Source organism: Mycolicibacterium thermoresistibile, from assembly GCF_900187065.1.
Classification (GTDB): domain Bacteria; phylum Actinomycetota; class Actinomycetes; order Mycobacteriales; family Mycobacteriaceae; genus Mycobacterium; species Mycobacterium thermoresistibile.
Genome location: NZ_LT906483.1, coordinates 3,426,934 through 3,448,362, shown reverse-complemented (window position 1 = coordinate 3,448,362; position 21,429 = coordinate 3,426,934). Strand labels below are relative to the sequence as shown.

The following is a 21,429-nucleotide window of genomic DNA, read 5'->3' as shown; positions in this document are numbered from 1 at the left end:
TCGCTTGTTTGGTTTCCTGTCGATCGTCGGTGTTACAGATACGGCTCGATGCGGTCTGGGTACTGAAGTACCCCAGGTTTTGTTCCTAGTTGGTTGCGAGGGCCGGGGTTGGCTGGCTCGCGGGGTGTGAGGTGCCGGTGAGGGCGGCCTCGTACTCGGCTGGTGGGACGTAGCCGAGGGCTTCGTGCAGGCGTTCCTGGTTGTACCAGGCCACCCATCCGGCGGTGGCCAACTCGACGTCGTCGACGCTGCGCCAGGGTTTGCCGCGGTTGATTAACTCGGTCTTGTAGGCGGCGTTGACCGCTTCGGCGAGGGCGTTGTCATAGCTATCGCCGCGGGACCCCACCGAAGGGGCGATCCCGAGCTCGGCCAACCGGTCGGTGTATGTCAACGATAAGTATTGCGACCCTCGGTCGGAGTGATGGATCAACTCAGACAGGTCTGAGTCCGAGTGCCACACAGCATGATTGAATGCTTCCAGCGGTAGGTCCTCGGTGCGCATGCTGGCCGCGACTGCCCATCCCTTGATGGCTTTGGTGCAGGCGTCGGTGACGAACGCGGTGTAGCAGAACCCCTGCCAGGTCCGTACGAACGTGATGTCAGCAACCCACAGCCGGTCTGGGGCCTCAGCGCTGAACTGCCGGTTGACCAGATCAGCAGGCCGGCAGTGCGCAGGGTCGCTGATCGTGGTGAACACCGGCTTACCGCGCTGCACGCCGCGCAGGCCGGCTTTACGCATCAACCGGCGGGTCTGCTCGCGGCCGACCCGCCAGCCGCGGCGTTTCATGGCGTGATGCATCTTCTTGACGCCATAGACCGAGAAGTTCTGCTCGTGGACGGTGCGCAGCTCGGCGATGAGGAGTTCATCGCGCATCGCCCGCTCTGATGGCGGGCGGGCCTTGGCGGCCCGATAGCCCCGGGAGGTGAGGAAACCGGCGATTGCTGCCCGCAGAACACGGCAAATGAGCTCGACCCCGAACTGATCGCGATGCGCATCGATGAAGGCGATCATTTCGTCGCGGGGCGGTCGAGCTCCGCTGCGAAAAACGCGGACGCAGACTTCAAAATCTCGTTAGCTCTGCGCAATTCGGCGTTCTCGCGCTTGAGCTTGCGGATCTCGGCGTGCTCAGTGCTGGTCACGCCGGGGCGCTGCCCGGCGTCAATCTCGGCCTTGCGCCGCCACCGGCGCACCGATTCCTGCGATACACCAAGTTTGCTGGCTACAGACTTGATGGCCTCGAACTCAGAAACCCCTGAGTCTTCCATCGTGGTGTCCAACAACCGAAGCGCACGGTCACGAAACTCCGGCGAATACTTACGTGGCATGTTCCTGATCCTCCTATACGGATCGGAACAAAACCTGGGGTACTTCATAGACCAGCGAGAGTTGTTCGAGTGCTTTCTTCCAGTTGGTGACCACCTGTCCTTCCACGAGGCGTCCGGGAGCTGTTCGGCAACGTTTCTGGCTGCGTTCCTTGGCCCGTTCGGCGGCGCGTTTATCCTCGATGTTGCAGATGGCCAGCCACAGCAGTTTCACCACGGCGGCATCGTTGGGGAACTGGCCGCGGGTCTTGGTGACCTTGCGTAACTGGTAGTTCAGCGATTCGATCGAGTTGGTCGTGTAGATCACCCGGCGCAACTCGGGCGGAAACGCCAAAAACGGCGTGAACTGTTCCCACGATCGATCGAAAACCCGTGTCACCGTGGGATTCTTCGTGCCCAACTCCGATGCGCTGAACGCGTCGAGCTCGGCACGGGCCGCTTCGGCGTTCGCCGCGGTGTAGATCGGTCTGAGTGCTGCGGCCACGGCCTTGCGGTCGCTGTAGGACACGAACCGCAACGCGTTGCGGATCAGATGCACCACACAGGTCTGAACGGCGGCCTGCGACCAGGTGGCCGCGATCGCCTCGGGGAAGCCGGTCAACCCGTCGCAGCATACGATCAACACGTCGCGGACGCCGCGGTTGGCCAGATCGGCACACACCGAGGCCCAAAACGCCGCTCCTTCGTTCTGCTGGACCCAGATGCCCAGGACGTGCTTGATCCCGGCCATATCGACGCCCACGGCGATGTGAGCGGCCTTGTTGCGGGTGTGGCCGCCGTCTTTGACCTTGACGACGATCGCGTCGAGGTATATCACCGGGTAGATCGGGTCCAGCGGCCGGCGCTGCCAGGCCAGGACCTCCTCGCAAGATCTCGTCGACGATCTTGGAGATCGTCTCGTGCGAAACGTCGGTCCCGATCGTCGACGCAAGGTGAAACTGTATGTCACGCAGGGTCATTCCACCGGCGTACAGCGAAATGATCATGTCATCGAGCCCGCCGAGGCGCCGCTGACCCTTGGGCACCAGCCGCGGAGTGAACGAGCCGTCACGATCACGCGGCACATCCAACGGCACCGGGCCGGCCTCGGTCTGCACCGTCTTCGCCGAAGTGCCATTGCGGGCATTGGGCAGCGCCCGCCCCACCGGGTCGCCCTTCTCATAGCCCAGATGATCGGTCAGCTCCGCAGCCAGCCCACGCTCCAGAGCCAGCTTGATCAGCCCGGGCAGCAAGCCCCCCTCACCGGTCAACGCAACCTCGCCGGAATCGACCTGAGCCAGCAAATCGTCCACCACGCCCGACACCCGAAGCGCCTCGGCCATCTCCACGGTGGACCCCACCTCACCCAGTGCCAAATCCGCGTCCTTGCCTGTCGCCATGCCCTGAGATCCTTCCGTCAGGACTTACACAGACCATCTGACACCCCCCCGAAAGACAAGCCGCGCGTGGAACGCGCCGTGCAATACGTGCGCCGAAACTTCTGGGACGGTGAAACATTCACCAGCCTTGAGCAAGCGCAGCAGGCCGCCGTGCGGTGGTGTCGTGACACGGCGGGCACCCGCACCCACGGCACCACCTGCGCACAGCCGGGGCAGGTGTTCACCGCCGAGGAACAACCGAAGCTGCTGCCGGCGCCGGAGGTCTATGACGTGCCGGTGTTCAAGACGGTCAAGGTGCACCGCGATTTCCACGCCGAGGTCGGCAAGGCGCTGTACTCGCTGCCCGAGTGCTGGATAGGACAGCGCTTGGACGTGCGCGCCGACACCGAGCTCGTGAAGTTCTACCACCGCGGCGTGCTGGTCAAGGTTCACCCCCGCCAGCGGCCCGGTGGGCGCAGTACCGACCCCACCGATCTGCCCGAACACAAGACCGGCTACGCCCTGCGGGATGTGGCGGCGTTGATCGCCACCTGCGCCTCCCACGGCCCCCACGTGGGGATCTACGCCGAACGCATCCTCGATGACCGGCTGCCCTGGACCCGGATGCGCACGGTCTACCGCCTGCTGGGCCTGGTACGGCGCTACGGCGCAGCGCGGGTCGAACAAGCCTGCTCGCTATCGCTGGATCTCGATGTCGTCTCGGTGAACAAGATCGCCTCCATGCTGGAGCGCGCCACCGAGACCAGCGCCCCGGCACTGCCACAGGCAGTCGGCCACACCGCGACCCGGTTTGTCCGCGGTCCATCCGAATTCAATTCCACCCCAACATCATTGACCGTCGTACCCGGTACCGATCCCGAGGAGACCCGCTGACATGACCACCACCCACCGTGGCGCCACCGACCCTATCGGCGCTGATCTGCTCAGCCTGCTCAAGGCCCTCAAACTCGGAGCGATGGCCGACACCCTGCCCGAACGCGCCGCCCTGGCCCGCCAACACAAACTCAGCCACATCGGCTTTCTCGAAACACTGCTCGCCGACGAGGTCTCCAGACGCGAATCCCGCTCCGCCGCACTACGAGCGGCCAAAGCCGGGCTCGACCCCACCATGCGGTTCGACACCTGGGCCGCACATGAAGACCTGCGCTATGACCGCACCCTGCTCGGCGATCTGACCTCACTGCGGTTCCTCGACGCCGGCCAGTCCGCCATCGTCCTCGGACCCGTTGGTGTTGGCAAAACTCATCTGGCAACAGCATTGGGGCACATGGCTATTCGTCGCCGCCACACCGTCGTGTTCGGCCGCGCCGACAAACTGTTCACCCGGCTACGCGCCGCCCGGCTCGACCACACCGTCGAAGCCGAGATCCGCCGACTGGCCGCCGTCGACGTCCTCATCATCGACGACTTCGCGCTACGACCCCTCGACGCCACCGAAACCAGCGACTTCTACGAAATCGTCGTCGAACGCCACCGCACCAAGACCACCATCGTGACGTCGAACCGCGAGCCCGCCGAATGGCTGACCATGACCGCCGACACCCTGCTCGCCCAATCAGCCATTGACCGGCTGACCTCCGCGGCCCACACCCTGGTCATCGAGGGACCGTCCTACCGACAACGCACCCGACCCCAGCTTGACCCCGGCCCCGACGACGAGCATCCTCAGTAACGCGCCACGGTGGTCCCATCCCCTTGGCAATCAGGTGGTCCCATCACCCTGGCAAGCGACAATCACCACTCGACCCCGGTCTTTGCGGGCCACCTGCACCGCCACCGCGCCCGAGGCAGTGCGCACTTTCCGCACGTACGCCACCGCACGAACCTACCCGGTTAGCCCGGATTTTTCGTGGAATGTTGCCCTTGATGGCGTGTAGATAAGCGAAAGTGCCTGTCCTGTAAGGAATAATCGGACTTGTCTAAGGTTCGGATCGTTCCCACGGAAAGGCACCTCGCAGGTGAAGAATATCGCGGTCGCACCACGGGTGAAAGTCTCAGCCGACGGCCACGGCGTCGTGTCGCACGCCGGGATGGGCATGGTGCGTGAACTCGCCGACCGCACGGGCCTATCAACGCAGGTCACCGTAGCTTTGGTCGACACCTACCGGGGCCCGTGGGTTTACGCCCCCGGTGATGTCTTCGCTGATCTGGCCGCCGCGGTCGCCGACGGGGCGGTCTGCATCGACGGGGTCGGCCAGCTGTGCGGCGATCGTGAGCATGTGTTCGGTGCCGCGGCGTCGACGACGACGATGTGGCGGCTGGTCGATGAGCGCATCGACGCCGCCCACCTGCCCGCGGTGCGGGCCGCGCGGGCCGCCGCGCGAGCGGCGGCCTGGGACGCCGGAGCGGCCCCCGCTGATCAGGACTGGTTGCACATCGACCTCGATGCGACCCTGGTCATCGATCACTCCGACAACAAAGCCGGCGCCACGCCGACCTGGAAGAAGACGTTCGGCCACCATCCGCTGCTGGCGTTTTTGGACCGCCCGGAGATCGCCGGTGGGGAAGCTCTGGGCGGGCTGTTGCGCACCGGCAACGCCGGTGCCAACACCGCCAGCGATCACATCATTGTCCTGGAGCAGGCCCTGGCCGCGCTGCCCCCAGCGTGGCAGCCCGACCCCGATCAACCCGGCGACCCCGATAAGCCGAAGGTGTTGGTGCGCTGCGACACCGCCGGGGCCACCCATAAGTTCGCCGAGGCCTGCCGCACTGCCGGGGTGGGGTTCTCGTTCGGCTACCCCGTCGACGTTCGCGTCCAGGACGCCGTGGACACCCTCAACCTCGGTTCATGCTGGTATCCGGCCATCGACACCCGCGGCGGAATCCGCGACGGGGCCTGGGTCGCCGAGGCCACCGACCTGGTCAACCTCGAGAGCTGGCCGCCCGGCACCCGACTGATCCTGCGCAAGGAGCGCCCCCATCCGGGTGCACAGTTACGGTTCACCGACGCCGACGGGATGCGCGTCACCGCGTTCATCACCGACACACCCCACGGCGTGGTGCCCGGGCAAGTCGCCGGCCTGGAGCTACGTCATCGCCAGCACGCCCGCGTCGAAGACCGCATCCGCGAACTCAAAGCCACCGGCCTGCGCAACCTGCCGTGTCACTCGTTTTGGGCCAACGCCGCCTGGCTGGAAATCGTGCTGGCCGCCGCCGACCTGGTCACCTGGACCAGACTCATCGGCTTCCGCAACCAGCCCGGGCTGGCCCGCGCCGAGATCAACACTTTCCGCTACCGCGTCCTGCACGTCGCCGCCCGCATCACCCGCGGCGCCCGCCAACTACGGCTACGCATCGACGCCACCTGGCGATGGGCCGCAGCGATCGTCACCGCCTGGCAACACCTGCGCACCGCCTTCGGATAACCGCCAGCCCCCTTGACCACCGATCACGAAAGAACCACAGGCCCTGGGAAAGCCCGCCCCACCCGGCGACACGGGACGACCGATCATGCCGTCATACCAAAAAAACCGCCCCAGCAACACAACCAGCGTTCAAAGCAACTCCGCGTCAACTCGATGCAAAATCGAGGTTAGACGTTGCCGATGACCAGGTCCCACGGATTCGCCGATTCGAGTGCTAGACGGCCGAGTCGGCGTGCGTACCCGGCGGTGGTGCCGAACTCGTCGGCCCAGGCCTGAGCGCGCAGCGTCACCGACCACAGCGGGTGCTCGGCGGTCACGCCGATGGCCCCGTGCAGCTGGTGGGCGCTCGTCGTCACCGCGGTGACGGCACGGCCGGCAGTCACCCGCGCGGCGGTGATCGCGAATTCGGTTCGCGGTGCCGCGAATCCGTAATCAGCGGCGGCTGCGACCGCCAAGGATGCCGCCGCTCTGGCACGTTCGATCTCACCGGCCATCCCAGCCAGCGCGTGCTGCACCGCCTGGAACTTGCTCAGCGAGCGGCCGAACTGTTCGCGTTCGGCGGTGTGCCTGACCGTCATCGCCGCCGCGGTGTCGAGCGCGCCGACGATCTGCACGGCGCGGCACCAGGCGCCGCGCAGGGTGAGCTCGGTGAGGACGGCGTCGTCGACCGACGCCAACGTGACAGCACCGAGATCGACGGTCACCCGGCCGCGGGGCTCACCCGCGGCATTGTGCCCGTCGACGACCTGCGGGTTCGATGTGATTCCGATGCGTGCCCCGTCCGGGGTCCGCACCGCGAGAAGCACCGCCGCGGCGGCCCGCGCCCACGGGACGTCGACGGCTTTCACGGGTCCGTCACCGGAGTGTTCGGCGATCGCGACGGTCAGCGGCCCGTCGGGCAGGTCGAGGCCCGCCTCGCGGCCCAGCCAGCCGGCGAGCGCATCGGTCTCGGCCAGTGGAACCGCACCCGCGTACCGGGCGATGCCGGACAGCACGACGGCGAGCTCGTTGGGGCCGGCGCCGAGATCGGGGTCGCTGGTCAACCGGGTAAGCCCGGTGTCGGAGAGGTTGCCCCACAGCTCGTCGTCGAACTGGTCGGGCACCCGCCGGGTGCCGATGCGGGCGTCGAACGACCGGCGCCCGATGTCGTCGACGAGCTGGCGCAGGTCGGTGTAGTCGTCGGCGGTGTCGGTGGCGAACACCCCGCCCGAAAGTGCGCTCATCGCAACCCCATTCCTCGTGCGACGACGCCGCGCAGCACCTCGTTGGTGCCGCCGCGCAGCGTGAAGATCGGCTTGTGCAGGATCGCGGTGGCGGTCAGCGCCGCGATCTGAGGTGTCGGCGACACCCGGTCGAGCACATCGGCGATCACCTCGATCGAATCCTGTTCGAAGCGTGTGCCCAGATCCTTGACCAGTGCGGCCTGGTTGGCGGCGTCCTTGTGCTCGGACAGCGTGCGCGCCACCCACACCGACAGCTGCCGCAGTGAGATCAGCCGTCCCAGAAGGTCACCCACGATCCTGGCGGTGGTGTCATCGGTGCCGGGGGTGTTGCCCAGCAGGCGGATCGCCGCGACGATCAGCGGCACCGTCGACAGGATCCGCTCGGGCCCGCTGCGCTCGAAGGACAGCTCGGCGGTCACCTGGTGCCAGCCGTTGCCGATCTCGCCGAGCACATCCGCGTCCGGGATGAACACGTCTTCGAAGGAGACCTCGTTGAAGTGGTGGTCGCCGTTCATCAGCAGGATCGGTTCGATCCGCACGCCCTTGGCGTCGCACGGCACCAGGAACTGGCTGAACCCGGCGTGCCGCTTCTGCGGATCCGGCGGGCTGGTGCGGGCCAGCACGACGACCTGATGGGCCTTGTGCGCACCGCTGGTCCACACCTTGGTGCCGTTGAGCACCCAGCCGCCGTCGGTCCTGACCGCCTTCGTCTGCACGGCGGCCAGGTCCGACCCCGCGCCGTGTTCGCTCATCCCGATGGAGGAGAAGAACTTCCCGGCGGCGATGCGGGGGAGCAGCCGCTGGCGCTGCTCCTCGGTGCCGTAGGCCAGCAGCCCGGGCACGACCTGACGGTCTGCGACCCAGTGCGCGGCCACCGGCGCGCCCTGGGCCAGCAGCTCCTCGGTCACCACGTACCGGTGCAGGTGGGTCAGGCCGTGTCCGCCGTACTCCTTCGGGATGGTCATCCCGACGTATCCGGCGGCGGCCAGGCGGGCGGAGAAGCCCTCGTCCCACTGGCCCAGCCAGGAGTCGACGTCGGGTTCCCAGCCGAACTCGGCGCGGTCTCTTTCCAGGAATTCGCGCACCGAGGCCCGTAAGTCGGCGAGTTCGGGTTCGTTGGCGCGCAGGGCGTCGAACTGGCTCACAGCTCTCCTAGATCGTCGGGAGCGGGGTGGATTCGAGATAGAAGTTCGGAACCAGATCATCCTCGCTGGCCGCGAGCCGGTAGCCGGTGAGGTCGGCGACGCCTTCCTCGCGCAGGATCTGTTCGTCGGTATAGAAGTTGCCGGTGCAGTCGGCCGGCCGGGTGACCAGGGCGTGCAGAGCGTCGGCCATGATCCGTGGATCCCGCGCCTGCGCCCTGACCTCGTCGCCCATCGCGACCAGCATGCCGGTGCTCGCCACAGTCGTGGCGGGCCACAGCGAGTTGACCGCGACGGGAATCGAGGCGAACTCCGCCGCCCAGCCGATGGTCAGCAGGCTCTCGGCGTACTTGCCGACGGTATGGCCGGTGTGCGCGCCGATCCAGGCGGGGGCGAGGTTCACCGGCGGCGACACGTTGACGATGTGCGCGTTGTCCGAGCGGCGCAGGTGCGGCAGCGCCGCCTGCACGACGGCGAACGGCCCCTCCACGTTCACCGCGAGTAGCCGGCGAAAGTTCTTGGGTGGCAACGCCGATGTCGGTCGCAGGTCGAGCGCTCCGGCGTTATTCACCACGACGTCGATGCCGCCGAACGCGTCGGCGATGTCGGCCACGGCGGCCGCCACGGAGTCGGCGTCGCGGACGTCGCAGACCGCCTCGTAGGCCTGCCCGCCGGCCGCCCGCACCGCCTCGGCGGTCTCGGCGAGCGTGCCGGCGAGCTTCGGGTTCGGGGTCTCGGTGCGGGCCAGCAGCCCGACTCGTGCCCCGTCGGCGGCCACCCGGACCGCGATCTCGCGCCCGATGCCGCGGCTCGCGCCGGTGACGATGACGGCGCGGTCGGTCAGCGATCTGGTTTCGGCCAACGTGTGTCCTCCCTGGAAATTCATCGACAGTCAATGTTGTGTCGAATGCGTTAACTATATAGCGTATTAGAAACGGTTGATCGCCTGCGGGCGCCGTCGGAAACGAGGTTTGATGACTCACATCGTGTCGATCGGCACGTACCTTCCGCCGTGGACCAGCGGTAAACGCCGGGTCAAGGGGCCCGACGAGGACGCGCTCACCATGGCCGTCGCTGCCGGCCGGGCCGCCGACCCCGGGGCGCAGGCGCGCGCCGTCGTGCTGGTGACCCGCAACTTCCCGCTCGTCGAGGGCGGGAACGGCGCCGTGCTGGTGGCGGCTCTGGGACTTCCCGCCGACACCCCGGTGTCCGAGGTGCTCGGCGGTGCCCCCGCGGTACTCGACCAGCTCGTGAGCGCCGCGCCGGGCACCCTGGTCATCGGCGCCGACGACAACGACGCCGCCGCCGGGGCCGCCGCCGCGCTGACCGGTGATCGCGGCGCCGAGCTGGTGGTCCGCGCACGGCAGACCCGCAGCCTTCCGCTGGTGGCGCGCAGCGACGACGGATCGCGGCACACCTACCCCGATCCGCGTCTGCAGCGCGAGGTCGGCGTGCGCGCGACGCTGGACAGGCTGGATCTGCGTGGTCGGGTGGCCGCGGCCGCCGGTGTGCCCGCCGCGCAGCTGGGCAAGGCCGTCGACACTTCCGGCGCCGTCGAGGACCGCACGGTGTCGGCCTCCGGGCTGATCCGGGCGCTGGCCGAGGCGATCGAGGGCAAGGGATCCGGGCTGGTCATCGGAGTCGAGCAGGCCACGATCAGCGTCGCGGACCTGGCGCCGGGTGAGGTGACGGTGACCCGCGACGAGGTCGAACCGCGCGAACTGCCCAGGTTCACCTACGCCGAGGGCAACGGTATCCCGATCTCGATGCCCGCCTACAACCGCGCGTTCGAGCCGAAGATCCGCTGGGAGGCTGCGGTTTTCGACGAGCGGCCGGGCATCGACGGCGCACCGCAGTTCCCGCCGCGGTTGCGGGTCGACGACGGCGGCACGCTCGCCACCGAGTACCGGCTCGAACCGTTGCCGCGCACCGGCACCGTATACACCCACACCACCATCCGCATTCCGGTGCCCGACCTGCCCAGCCCGTACTCGCTGGCCGTCGTACAGCTCGACGGCAGCCCGGTGCGGGTGCTGCTCAAGGTGACCGGCGTGCCGGCGGGGGAGACGACGGTCGGTCAGCCGGGTGCGGTGGTGCTGCGGCGCATCGCGATGAGATCGGGCATCCCGGACTACGGATACGCGTTCTGGCCGGGGCGGGCGGAAGGAGTTGCGTCGTGAGACGAGTGGCCATTGTCGGCGCGGGAATGACGCCGTTCGGTGAGCATTTCGAGTTGGGCATCAAGGATCTCGTGCCGATGGCGTACGCCGAGGCCGTCGCCAATGTCGACAAGGGCATCTCCAAGTCCGAGATCGAGGCGGCCTGGTTCGGTGAGCTGTCGACCACCGACGGGTTCCCGTCCGGGATCCTGGCCGACACCCTGGATCTCACCGACATCCCGGTGACGCGCGTCGAAAACGCCTGCGCCACCGGCAACGACGCCGTCCGTAACGGCGTGATGGCGATCGCCTCGGGGATGTACGACGTGGTGCTCGTCGTCGGCGCGGACAAGGTGCGGGAGACGTCGTCGAACACTACCTTCTGGGAGTGGGCGGCGATGACGCGCGACAACGCATGGGACTATCCGCTCGGGCTGGTGGCACCGGCGAACTTCGCGCTGCACGTCACCCGGTATCTGCACGAGTCGCCCGCCACCAAGGAGCACCTGGCGATGGTGGCGGTCAAGAACCACTTCCACGCGCTGAAGAACCCGAAGGCCCAACTGCGCTACGAGATCACCGTCGAGCAGGCGCTGGCGGCCCCGATCGTCGTCGAACCCTTCGGTCTCTACGACTGCACCCCGCAGAGCGACGGTGCGGCCGCGGTGATCCTTGCGGCCGAGGACGTCGTCGACCGCTACACCGACCGGCCGGTCTGGGTGCGCGGCGTCGGTATCGGCATGGACCGCGTCATGCACCAGCACAAGCAGGATATGACGACCTTCCCGCCCACGGTGCGGGCCGCGAAGGCGGCGATGAAGATGGCCGGCGTGACCCCGAAGGACATCGACGTCGCCGAGGTGCACGACTGCTTCACCGGCGTCGAGCTGATCAGCTACGAGGACCTGGGCTTCGCCGATCGGTTCGAGGCGTACAAGATCGTCGAGGGCCGGGAGAATTACGTCGGCGGCTCGATCCCCGTCAACCCCAGCGGTGGGCTGAAGGCCAAGGGCCATCCGCCGGGCGCCACCGGCGTCGCCCAGTGCTACGAGCTGTTCAACCAGTTGCGCGGCGAGGCCGAGAACCAGGTCGACGGCGCGCGGGTAGCGTTGGCGCACAACATCGGCGGACCGACCGCGGTCTCAGCGGTGACCATCCTCTCGAGTGAAAAGGACTGATATGACGACTTCCGAGATCGCCACCCTGCCCGGCTACGAGGAGTTCGCCCCCTGGCTGCTCGTCGAGAAGCGCGGTGCGGTGCACGTGGTGAGCATCAACCGGCCGGAGGCGTTCAACGCGGTCAACGAGGAGGTGCACCACGCCTTCGCCACGATCTGGCGCAGGCTCACCGACGACGAGGACGTCCGCGCCGTCGTGACCACCGGCGTCGGCAAGGCCTTCTCGGCCGGCGGCGACATGGTGATGTTCGGCCGGCTGATCGAGGACCCGGTCGCGCGCCAGTTCCAGATCACCGAGGCCCGAACGGTTTTCCTCGAGGTGATCAACTTCCCCAAGCCGCTGGTGTCGGCGGTCAACGGTCCCGCCGTCGGGTTGGGCTGCTCGATCGCGTTGCTGAGCGACTTCCTGGTGATGGGCAGGAGCAGCTATCTGGCCGACCCGCACGTCGCGGTGGGCCTGGTCGCCGGCGACGGCGGTGCCGCGATGCTGCCGCTGCTGATCGGGCTGATGAAGGCCAAACAGTATGTGCTGCTGGGCGATCGGATCACCCCGGAGGAGGCCGAGAAGCTCAACCTCGTCACCAAGGTGGCCGAGGACGACGCGGTGCTCGACGACGCACTGGCGATCGGGGAGCGGTTGGCGGCGCTGCCCCCGCAGGCGCTGCGGGCCACGAAGGTCGCGATGAACATGCACCTGTCGCGCGCCGCGCTCGGGATCCTCGAGTACGCGCTGGCCGAGGAGTACACCTCGTTCACCACGCCGGAGTTCCAGGAGCGCGTCGCGGCGTTCCGCGCCAAGTCCAACAAGTAGCGGTTTCGGTGTAGTTGGTGGTGCTCACCGCCACCAACTACACCCGAATCGTTAGCGGTAGGCGGTGATTCGGGCGACGAGCGCGGGTCGGCCGTCGTCGCCGATCGCCTGGGCGTCGGCCACCGCGGTGCCCCGGCCGATCCGCAGCGGCGATGCCTCGTAGCGGGACTTCTCGCTGGCGTAGAACGGGCGCAGGAAGTTCACCCGCACCGACGCGGTGCGCATCAGGTCCTCGCCGGTGTTCACCGCCGCCGAGGCAGCCAATTCCAGCCCGGCGCAGGCGATTCCACCGTTGACGATCCCGACGGCGTTGTTGAGGAACGGGTCCACCTTCTGGCGGAGACGCCACACACCGTCGGGCGCCGGAACCGGTTCCACGGCCATCAGTTCGGCCAGCGTGGTGCGTTCGGTCCGCACCAGCGTCTCCTCGGGTTCGTCCATGTTCACCTCGTCGGGCGTGACGAAGTACGAGCGCACGGTCCCGCCGCCGATGACGACGCCGCCGCAGGTCAGCGTGCAGACCGAGAGCGACGATCCGCTGTCACGGGGGCCGAGCGGGCGGGCCGTGGCCACGACGGGTGGGGCGTCGTCGGCCGCCGCCACCACACTCCCCTCCGGGCTCAGCTCGATGGCCAGCTCGCTGGAGACCGTCCACTCCCTGCCGCGATGCCGGTAGTGGTTGGACATGCCGTTGGCCGAGTCGACGAGCAGCCCCAGCGGGGCGACGGTCGGATGGCCGGTGAACGGATTACGCATGCCGGCGAGCGACATCGACATCTCCACCGTTGCGGCGTCCATGTCCACGCCCAGCACGTCGATCTCGAACCGGCGCAGCAGGTGGGCGGGCGTCTCGAGGTCGCCAGCCGCGGCGAGGTCGGTCACCTGAAAACCCCGGTCATTCGAGAAGGTCGACGACCGTGGACATCTCGGTGCCCGACAGCAGGTACTCCCCGGCCTTCTGCAGGTGCTTCTGCCAGAGCTCGCCGGCCTTCTCGGCGTCTCCGGCCTTGATGTAGTCCAGCACCATGCGGTGGGTCTTGGTGGATTTCTTGACCGCCTGCTCGGCGCGGGTGCCCTCGGTGGGCTGCAGTGACCGGTTCGCCTTCTCGATGACGTGGTGCAGCATGTCGGTGACGATCTGCAGCGTCTTGTTGCCCGACAGCCGGGCGATCGCGCCGTGGAAGTCGGTGAGCTGCGAGACGGTCTCGGCGCCTGGCTCCAGCTTCGACTCGGCCTCGACGATGCGTTCGAGCTCGGCGATGACCGCGGGGTTGCGGTCCTTGGCCAGCTGCACCACCATCGGCACCTCGAGCGCCACCCTGGCCTCGTAGACGTCCTTGACCGTCACACCCTCGTACTCGAGGATCAGCCCGGCGTAGCGCGCGAGCGTCTCGCGGCGCGGCCGGGTGACCCGGGCACCGCCGCGCACGCCGCGCTGCACGACGATCAGCGACTCGGACTCCAGGACGCGGAACGCCTCACGCAGCGTCGGGCGCGACACGCCGAACCGCTCCATGAGTTCCGACTCCGGGGGCAGCATCGTCCCTTCGGGAATCTCCCCGCGGATGAACATGCGGCGGAGGACGGTGGCTACCCGGTCCGCCATCTTCGGCTCGCGAAGGCTGGTGACCTCCATGTCGTCCTCCACCCCATTCCAGAATCCACTAACTGTTTTCCAGGTTAACCCAAACGTCGGTTGTCACCCGCGATACGCGCGCCGAGGGTGAGCAAGCTCATTTCCACCCATCGTCAGTAACCCATCGCTCGTCCCATGAGGTCCTTCATGATTTCCGTGGTGCCGGCGTAGAGCCGCTGCACCCGCGAGTCACGCCACAGCCGCGCCACCTCGTACTCGTTGATGTAGCCGTACCCGCCGTGCAGCTGCAGGCAGCGGTCGATAATCTCCCACTGCACCTCCGAGGTCCACCACTTTAGGCCGGCGGCGTCGGCGGCGGAGAGCGAACCCTCGTTGACGGCGAGCACGCACTGGTCCAGGTAGGTCTGGGCGGCGTCGAGCTTGGTCTGCATCTCGGCGATGAAGTGCCGGTTGACCTGGAACTTGCCGATCGGCTGGCCGAACGCGGTGCGCTCCAGGCAGTACTGCTTGGTGAGCTCGAGTGCCCGGCGCGCCGCGGGCAGCGCGTAGCAGGCGACCCCGACCCGTTCGAACGGCAGGTTCTGCATCAGGTGGTAGAACCCGCGGTTGAGTTCGCCAACGAGGTTCTCCTTGGGCACCTTGACGTCCTCGAAGAACAGCTCGGCGGTGTCAGCCGAGTACTGGCCGATCTTGTCGAGCTTGCGGCCGCGGGTGAAGCCCTCCATGCCGTCTTCGATCATCAGCAGGCTGATGCCCCGATGGCCCGCGGACGGATCGGTCTTCACCGCGGTCAGCACCAGCTTCGACAGCAGGCCGTTGCTGATGAACGTCTTCTGGCCGTTGACCACCCAGTGATCCCCGGCGTCGCGGGCGGTGGTCTTGATGCCGGCGAGATCGGAACCTGCGGCGGGCTCGGACATCGCTATGGAGCCGATGTACTCGCCGGAGATGAACTTCGGCAGCCAGCGTTGCTTCTGCTCCTCGGTGGTCAGCGTGTTGAGGTACGGCATCAGGATGTCGTTCTGCACGCCCAGGCCGATGCCGACCGACCCGGTCATGAACATCTCCTCGGAGATGATCTGGTTGAACCGGAAGTCCTTGATTCCCAACCCGCCGTACTTGGGATCGAACTCCCAGCCGATCAGCCCGGCCTCACCCGCGGCGAGCCAGGCTTCGCGGTCCACCTTGCCTTGCTTCTCCCACTTCTCCACGTTGGGTACGCAGTGACGCTCGAAGAATTCCCGTGCGGTGGCGCGGAAGTCGTCATGGACCTGTTCGAAGATGTTGCGGCGCATACGGGTTCCCTCAGTTGACGTTGATGATGGCGGGCAGTGCGCGGCCGGGCGCGTAGATGGCGGACAGGCGGTCGGCGAGCAGCGATTCCAGCTGTCGGTAGGAACCGCACAGCGAGTCGATCTGCATCCCTCGCCGCACGTACCGGTGCAGGTCGTGTTCGGCGGTCAGCCCCACCGCGCCGCACACCTGCAGCACGGCGTCGGACACCGCGCGGTGGGCGCGTCCGGCCGAGACCTTTGCGACCTGAGCGGACAGCACCCCGCCGTAGTGCCACGAGTCGTCGAGTAGGGCGCGGGCCCCTTCCAGTTTCGCGGCGGCGGCCGCCAGCAGGTGGCGCGGTGACTGCAGCGAGCCGATCGGTGAGCCGAATTGCACTCGGACACTGACATGTTCGACGGCGATCTGCAGTGCGCGGTCGGCGAGCGCGATCAGCTCGGTGGCCAGCGCGCGGTGGGCCGCCGCGACCGCGCGGGCCCACTCGGTCGAGGCGTCGACCAACTCACCGTCGGTGGCGCCTTCCACGCGGGTCCAGACGACGGAGCTGTCGAACGTGTTTAGGCGTGTGGCGCGCAGCTGATCGGCGTCGACGACCGTCGCCGACACCGTGCCCATCGCACCGGACACCGGGACCAGCACCCGCCCGCGCAGCGGGCCGAGCACGATCCCCTTCACCTGCCCCTCGTTGGAGCTGGGCACCGAGGCCTGTGCCAGCGCGGGCAGCACGACGCAGTCGACGGGTTCCTCGACCAGCGAGGCCATCTCGGCGATCATGACGCGGTCGAGTGCGTCGGTCAGCGCGAGGGAGCGGCCCTGGGCGCGGAACAACAGTGCGCACGCCTCCACCGGATACTCGGATTCAATGTCGGCCCAACCCAATTCGGAGAGCAGGGGATCGATGGCGACGTGATCCTGTTTGGCTGCGATCTCGTCGAACAGGCGGAACACCGCCTCCTCGACCATCGGCCACGACTCGTCGACTTGCGAGGCCGTCATGCGCGCTTCTCCTTCGGCAGTCCGAGCAGGTGGTCGGCGATGATCCCGCGCTGCACCTCGGCGGTGCCGCCCATGATCGTGGCGGCGCGTGAGTACCACCATTCGGCGCGGACGGTGTCGAGTTCGGCGGGGTCGGCGCCGAGGGGGTCGACCATGATGTGGTCGCGTGCGATGTCCATGATCAGGTCGTTGACGTCGCGCTCGGCCTCGCTGAACAGCAGCTTGTCGATGCTGCTCTCGGGGCCGATCGCCTCACCCGCGGCCAGCCTCCGCACGTTGCTGGCAGCGCGCGCCTGGGCGGTGATGACCTCGACGTACACCCGCGCGAACTTCTCCCACGCGGACTGCCCGACGGCGCGCTCGACCATGTACTCGCGCACCCGGCTCAGCTCCATCAGCGATTTGTTCAGCGCCGCGTAGCCGTACATGCCGCGCTCGTACTGCATGAGGAACATCGTCACGGCCCACCCGCCGCCGACCTCGCCGATCAGCCGGTCCGTGGGCACCCGCACGTCGTCGAAGAACACCTCGGCCAGTTCCCGGCGGCCGCTGGCCAGCGCGATCGGACGCACGGTGAGGCCGGGGGTGTCGGTGTCGATGAGCAGCATGGACAGGCCGCGGTGGCGGCTCTCCGGGGTGCCGGTGCGCACCAGCACGAGCAGCCGCTTGGCGGTGGCGCCCTGGCTGGTCCAGATCTTCTGGCCGTTGACGACGAACCCGTCGCCGTCAACGGTGGCGCGGGTGCGCAGCGAGGCCAGGTCGCTGCCGGACTCGGGTTCGGAGAAGCCCTGGCCCCACCACTCGGAGCCGTTGAGGTAGTTCGGCAGGAACCGGCTCGCCAGGTGCGGTGCGAACTTCAGCACCGACGGTGCGATCACCTCGAGCGTCCAGGCCTGGGCGGGAATCGGCAGCATCGCCTGGCCGAGCTCCTCGTAGAGCACCGCGCGGTGAATCTCGGTGCCGCCGAGCCCGCCGGCCTCCTCCGGCCAGCCGTAGCGGTTCCAGCCGTCGGCGTACAGGCTGGCCATCACGGTCGCGTCGTGGGCGAGTCCGTCCTCCGCGGTGGTGGACGCGGCGGACCGCCAGACGTCGGCGTAGTCCAGCCGCCGCAGGTACTGCCGGAGATCCTGCCGAAACTGGGCCACGTCGGACACGTAATCGCTACGCTTGACGGCGCCGTCGACGGCAGCTGGCACTGCGTCACCTCCCGAATCAGCTAAACAATTATCTATAAGAGGTACACTAGCGCGCGACGACAGTCCAGCGAGGGGGAGTGCCAATGACGGCTTCGCCGGTCGCCACCAGCGTGCAGTTCAACCCCGAGACCAGGCTCTACATCGACGGTGAGTTGCGGGAGTCGCGGACAGGGAAGACGGTTGACAACATCAACCCGGCAACCGAGGAGGTGCTGGGGACCGCGACCGACGTCGGCGCCGACGACATGGAGCAGGCGATCGCCGCGGCCCGCCGGGCGTTCGACACCACCGACTGGTCGACCAACCACGAGTTCCGCCGGCGCTGCCTGCTGCAGCTGCACGACGCGCTGCAGGAGGAGAAGGAGGACATCCGCGCCGAGTTGATCGCCGAGGTCGGCGCCACCGTGGGCATGACGTTCATCGCCCAGCTGGAGTGGCCGCTGGCCGACGCGATCCGGTGGCCGGCCAACTACATCTCGGAGTTCGCCTGGGAGCGTCCGCTGCCCGACGCGGCCCTGATGGGGGCGCCGTATCACCGCAAGGTCGTCAAGGAGCCGGTGGGCGTCGTCGGGGCGATCACGCAGTGGAACTTCCCGTTCGAGATCATCAGCAACAAGCTCGGCCAGGCCCTGGCCACCGGGAACTCGGTGGTGCTCAAGCCCGCGATGGAGACGCCGTGGAGCGCGCTGCGCTGGTGCCGGATCATCGCCGAGAAGACCGACATCCCGCCGGGCGTGGTGAACATCGTGCCGACGTCGGACAACAGCATCGCGCAGGTGCTGGCCACCGATCCGCGCGTGGACATGGTGTCGTTCACCGGGTCGACGGCGGTCGGCAAGCTGATCCAGCGGCTGGGCGCGGACACGATGAAGCGCACCATGCTCGAATTGGGCGGCAAGTCGGCGTACCTGGTGCGCGAGGGCGCGGATCTGGAGGCTGCACTACCGGGATGCGTTGGCGCGCTGATGCATTCGGGTCAGGGGTGCGCGCTGGCCACCCGCATGCTGGTGCCGCGGTCGATCTACGACCAGGCCGCCGAGGTGGCGAGTGCGACGTTCGGTTCGCTGGCCGTCGGTGACCCGGCGGACCCGAACACGTTCTGCGGGCCGCTGGTGTCGGCCAGACAGCGCGACCGGGTGCTCAACTACATCGAGATCGCCAAGCGCGAAGGGGGCCGGATCACCGTGGGCGGCGGGGTGCCCGAGGGGCTGGACCGCGGCTACTTCGTGGCGCCGACGGTGGTCGCCGACGTCGAACCGCACCACACGATCTTCCAGGAGGAGATCTTCGGGCCGGTGCTGTCGATCACGCCGTACAACGGCGGTGACGACGCCGCTGTCGAGCTGGCGAACAACTCGACCTACGGCCTGGCCGGCGCGGTCATGGGCCCCGACGATCGCGCGATGGCCGTCGCCCGCCGGATCCGCACCGGGTCGCTGATGATCAACAACAGCCTGTACTACGGTGCCGACGCGCCGTTCGGGGGGTACAAGATGAGCGGTATCGGCCGCCAGAACGGCCATGAGGGTTTCGAACAGTACCTCGAGACCAAGACGATCGCCTATCCCCTGGAGGCTGGCCAGTGACTGACATTCTCAAAGGAGTTCGGGTAATCGAGGTCGCCGCCTGGACTTTCGTGCCTGCGGCCGGTGCGGTGCTGGCGGACTGGGGCGCCGACGTCATCAAGGTCGAGCATCCCGAGACCGGAGATCCCCAGCGCGGTCTGGTGAGTTCCGGAATCGTCGCAGGGGCCGGCGGGGTGAACCATTTCATCGAGCAGCCCAACCGGGGCAAACGCAGCATCGGGCTGGACACCTCAACCCCGGAGGGCCTCGAGGTGTTGATGAAGCTCGTCGAGACCGCCGACGTGTTCCTGACCAACCTGCTGCCGGACTCGCGGCAGCGGATGGGCATCGACGTCGAGCAGGTGCGGGCCCGCAACCCGAAGATCATCTACGCGCGCGGCCACGGGTACGGCACCAAGGGCGATCTCGCGACGCAGGGTGGGTTCGACCTCGCCGCGTACTGGGCACGCGGCGGTATCGGGGAGGCCTACGCCGCGGGTGACGGCTCGTATCCGCCCATCCAGCGGCCGGCCTTCGGTGATGTCTACGGCGGGTTGACGATCGCCGCCGGCATCGCGGGCGCCTTGTTCAAGCGGGAACGCACCGGCAAGCCGTCGGTGGTGGACGTGTCGCTGTTGGGAGCGGCGATCTGGCAGCTGGGCCCGGATGTGGTGGGCGCCGGCGTCATCGGCGCGGACATCCCGAAGTTCAACCTGCCCGAGATGCCGAACCCGGTGGCGAGTATGTATCAGACCCGCGACGGCCGGCACATCGCGTTCGTGCTGCTGCAGGCCGACCGGTTCTGGGCCGATTTCTGCACGCGGCTCGGACGCACCGACCTGATCGACGACGAGCGCTTCGCCAACGCGGCAGTGCGTTTCGAGAATCGTGTCGCCTGCATCGCCGAGTTGCGCAAGACGTTCGCGTCCCAGGATCTTCCGCATTGGGAGAAGGCGTTCGAGGGCTTCGACGGCGTGTGGGACGTCATGCGGACCGCCCGCGAGATCCACGACGATCCGCAGGTGATCGCCAACGGGTATCTGCCTCGTACCACCGACGCGCACGGCAACGAGTTCGCGCTGGCGGCCAGCCCGGTGCAGTTCGACGAGACACCGCTGTCGCTACGGTGCGCGCCCGGACACGGTGAGCACACCGACGAACTGCTCGCCGAACTCGGCTACGACGAGGACGCGATCATCGACCTCAAGATCAAGTCGGTGGCGCTGTAGTGGGTTCCGACGTTCTCGCGCGGCGGTTCCTGCACGTCAACCTCAACTGTGCCTCGCTGGAGGCGACCGAGCGGCTGTATGCCGAGGGGCTCGGGTTGTCCGCACGGATGCGCACCGACCCGAAGGTGGCCACCGACGGCAGCATCCTGGGGATCGCGGGCGGTGAAACTTTCTGTGAGACCGCGTTTCTCTACGACACCCGGGGCGCTCGCGACGGGTGTGCGCTGGAGGCGATCGAGTTCTTCTCGCCGTCTCTGGTGCGGGATCCGGACACCGCGCCGACCCGGCCGGGAATCCGGTCGACGCTGATGTGGGTGGCCGACCTCGACGCCGCCGCGTCGGCGCTGCGGGATGCCGGGGTCACGGTGGGGGAGCCGGTCGACGGGCTGATCTCCGGGGCCAAGGCGGTGCTCGCGGTCGACGGCGACGGCGCGGTGATCGAATTGGCCCAGACGTCAAGAGATCTCGACGGTGCACTGTTCGGCGGGATCCGGATCGCGGCGATCGATCTCGCGGCCACCGCGAGGTTCCTGACCGCGATCGGGTTCTCGGAGGTGTCTGCGCCGGTGACGATGACCGTGGCCGGAGACCAACTGGCCCCAGGGGCCTCTGGCGAGTCGGTCGACTGCACGGTCGCCCGCTTCGCGCTGCCGGAGGACGGCGAGCAGTTCACGGTGACAGTGGTGGGCCATCCGGACACCGCCGGTCAGTGGCCGGTGCCGTGGGGCGGTAACCGCCAGGGGCTGTACCGCTGCGCGCTGCGCGTCGAGCACGTCGAGCAGGCCCTGGCCGCCGTGCCCGACTGGGTCGAGCGGTGCGGCGACCCGGTGTGGTGCCCGCTGCCCGGCACCAAGATCGACGGGCTCTACATCGCGTTCCTGCGTTCCCCGGACGGGGTGGTCTTCGAGTTCGTCGAACGCCCGCTGGAGTTCTTCCAGCGTTAACCGCGCGAGCAGTCGCAAACTGCCGTAGT

At 67.8% G+C, this 21,429-nt stretch carries 17 protein-coding genes, 2 pseudogenes and 1 other annotated feature; of the genes and pseudogenes, 9 read left to right on the top strand and 10 right to left on the bottom strand.

The annotated features are described in order from the left end of the window. Positions 1–85: 85 nt before the first annotated feature. A protein-coding gene (locus tag CKW28_RS16175; protein WP_235653871.1) for an IS3 family transposase occupies positions 86–1,326 on the bottom strand; the annotation gives its coding sequence in 2 pieces (ribosomal slippage) (positions 86–1,044 and positions 1,044–1,326; 1,242 coding nt in all). Next, positions 934–1,051, bottom strand: a sequence feature (AL1L pseudoknot). (Overlaps the previous gene by 118 nt.) A 13-nt stretch (positions 1,327–1,339) precedes the next feature. Further along, a pseudogene (locus CKW28_RS16170) lies at positions 1,340–2,702 on the bottom strand (IS256 family transposase). Positions 2,703–2,750: 48 nt separating this feature from the next. Here CKW28_RS16170 and CKW28_RS16165 point away from each other — a divergent pair. From CKW28_RS16165 to CKW28_RS16155, 3 genes and pseudogenes are all read left to right on the top strand, one after another. Then, positions 2,751–3,575, top strand: a pseudogene (locus tag CKW28_RS16165) (Mu transposase domain-containing protein); the annotation flags it as partial. A gap of 1 nt (position 3,576) precedes the next feature. Beyond that, positions 3,577–4,374, top strand: coding sequence for an IS21-like element helper ATPase IstB (istB, locus tag CKW28_RS16160; RefSeq protein WP_095176459.1), 798 nt, complete (start codon positions 3,577–3,579; stop codon positions 4,372–4,374). Positions 4,375–4,660: 286 nt separating this feature from the next. Next, entirely contained in the window at positions 4,661–6,067 is a 1,407-nt protein-coding gene (locus tag CKW28_RS16155; protein WP_095176457.1) for an IS1380 family transposase, read from the top strand. Positions 6,068–6,234: 167 nt separating this feature from the next. On the opposite strand, the gene CKW28_RS16150 is transcribed toward CKW28_RS16155, so the two are convergent. The 3 genes from CKW28_RS16150 to CKW28_RS16140 are packed head-to-tail and all read right to left on the bottom strand — an operon-like array spanning position 6,235 to position 9,318. Continuing rightward, the gene (locus CKW28_RS16150) at positions 6,235–7,290 is read right to left on the bottom strand and encodes an acyl-CoA dehydrogenase family protein (RefSeq protein ID WP_040545944.1); all 1,056 of its coding nucleotides are present in this window, start codon (positions 7,288–7,290) and stop codon (positions 6,235–6,237) included. Continuing rightward, on the bottom strand, positions 7,287–8,435 hold the full coding sequence (locus CKW28_RS16145; protein WP_003923673.1) for an acyl-CoA dehydrogenase family protein: 1,149 nt from the start codon (positions 8,433–8,435) through the stop codon (positions 7,287–7,289). The genes CKW28_RS16150 and CKW28_RS16145 overlap by 4 nt, the downstream gene beginning before the upstream one ends. A gap of 7 nt (positions 8,436–8,442) precedes the next feature. Continuing rightward, positions 8,443–9,318, bottom strand: coding sequence for an SDR family oxidoreductase (locus CKW28_RS16140; protein ID WP_050811862.1), 876 nt, complete (start codon positions 9,316–9,318; stop codon positions 8,443–8,445). 88 nt (positions 9,319–9,406) lie between these two features. Here CKW28_RS16140 and CKW28_RS16135 point away from each other — a divergent pair, with 88 nt between their 5' ends. The 3 genes from CKW28_RS16135 to CKW28_RS16125 are packed head-to-tail and all read left to right on the top strand — an operon-like array spanning position 9,407 to position 12,580. Beyond that, the gene (locus CKW28_RS16135) at positions 9,407–10,612 is read left to right on the top strand and encodes a Zn-ribbon domain-containing OB-fold protein (protein ID WP_040545945.1); all 1,206 of its coding nucleotides are present in this window, start codon (positions 9,407–9,409) and stop codon (positions 10,610–10,612) included. Then, complete coding sequence (locus CKW28_RS16130) at positions 10,609–11,769, top strand: thiolase C-terminal domain-containing protein (protein ID WP_040545946.1); 1,161 nt, start codon at positions 10,609–10,611, stop codon at positions 11,767–11,769. Before CKW28_RS16135 ends, CKW28_RS16130 begins: the two co-directional genes overlap by 4 nt. 1 nt (position 11,770) lies before the next feature. Next, positions 11,771–12,580: an enoyl-CoA hydratase/isomerase family protein gene (locus CKW28_RS16125; protein WP_003923677.1), complete on the top strand. Its 810-nt coding sequence runs from the start codon at positions 11,771–11,773 to the stop codon at positions 12,578–12,580. A gap of 51 nt (positions 12,581–12,631) precedes the next feature. On the opposite strand, the gene CKW28_RS16120 is transcribed toward CKW28_RS16125, so the two are convergent. From CKW28_RS16120 to CKW28_RS16100, 5 genes are all read right to left on the bottom strand, one after another. After that, entirely contained in the window at positions 12,632–13,462 is an 831-nt protein-coding gene (locus CKW28_RS16120; RefSeq protein WP_003889570.1) for a PaaI family thioesterase, read from the bottom strand. Between the two features lie 13 nt (positions 13,463–13,475). After that, positions 13,476–14,216 (bottom strand): FadR/GntR family transcriptional regulator, encoded by a 741-nt coding sequence (locus CKW28_RS16115; protein ID WP_040545956.1) that lies wholly within the window; start codon positions 14,214–14,216, stop codon positions 13,476–13,478. A 113-nt stretch (positions 14,217–14,329) separates the two neighbouring features. Beyond that, the gene (locus CKW28_RS16110) at positions 14,330–15,472 is read right to left on the bottom strand and encodes an acyl-CoA dehydrogenase family protein (protein WP_003923679.1); all 1,143 of its coding nucleotides are present in this window, start codon (positions 15,470–15,472) and stop codon (positions 14,330–14,332) included. Between the two features lie 10 nt (positions 15,473–15,482). Continuing rightward, complete coding sequence (locus CKW28_RS16105; RefSeq protein WP_003923680.1) at positions 15,483–16,466, bottom strand: acyl-CoA dehydrogenase family protein; 984 nt, start codon at positions 16,464–16,466, stop codon at positions 15,483–15,485. Beyond that, positions 16,463–17,662 carry an acyl-CoA dehydrogenase family protein gene (locus CKW28_RS16100; RefSeq protein WP_040545949.1) on the bottom strand — a complete coding sequence of 400 codons (1,200 nt, stop codon included), beginning with the start codon at positions 17,660–17,662 and terminating at the stop codon, positions 16,463–16,465. Before CKW28_RS16100 ends, CKW28_RS16105 begins: the two co-directional genes overlap by 4 nt. A gap of 83 nt (positions 17,663–17,745) precedes the next feature. Between CKW28_RS16100 and CKW28_RS16095 the strand changes: the two genes are divergently transcribed. The 3 genes from CKW28_RS16095 to CKW28_RS16085 are packed head-to-tail and all read left to right on the top strand — an operon-like array spanning position 17,746 to position 21,400. Beyond that, on the top strand, positions 17,746–19,248 hold the full coding sequence (locus CKW28_RS16095) for an aldehyde dehydrogenase family protein (protein WP_003923682.1): 1,503 nt from the start codon (positions 17,746–17,748) through the stop codon (positions 19,246–19,248). Next, a complete protein-coding gene (locus tag CKW28_RS16090; RefSeq protein ID WP_081475408.1) occupies positions 19,245–20,456 on the top strand; it encodes a CaiB/BaiF CoA transferase family protein in 1,212 nt (403 codons plus the stop codon). The genes CKW28_RS16095 and CKW28_RS16090 overlap by 4 nt, the downstream gene beginning before the upstream one ends. Next, positions 20,456–21,400, top strand: coding sequence for a VOC family protein (locus tag CKW28_RS16085; protein ID WP_003889577.1), 945 nt, complete (start codon positions 20,456–20,458; stop codon positions 21,398–21,400). The genes CKW28_RS16090 and CKW28_RS16085 overlap by 1 nt, the downstream gene beginning before the upstream one ends. Positions 21,401–21,429 lie beyond the last annotated feature (29 nt).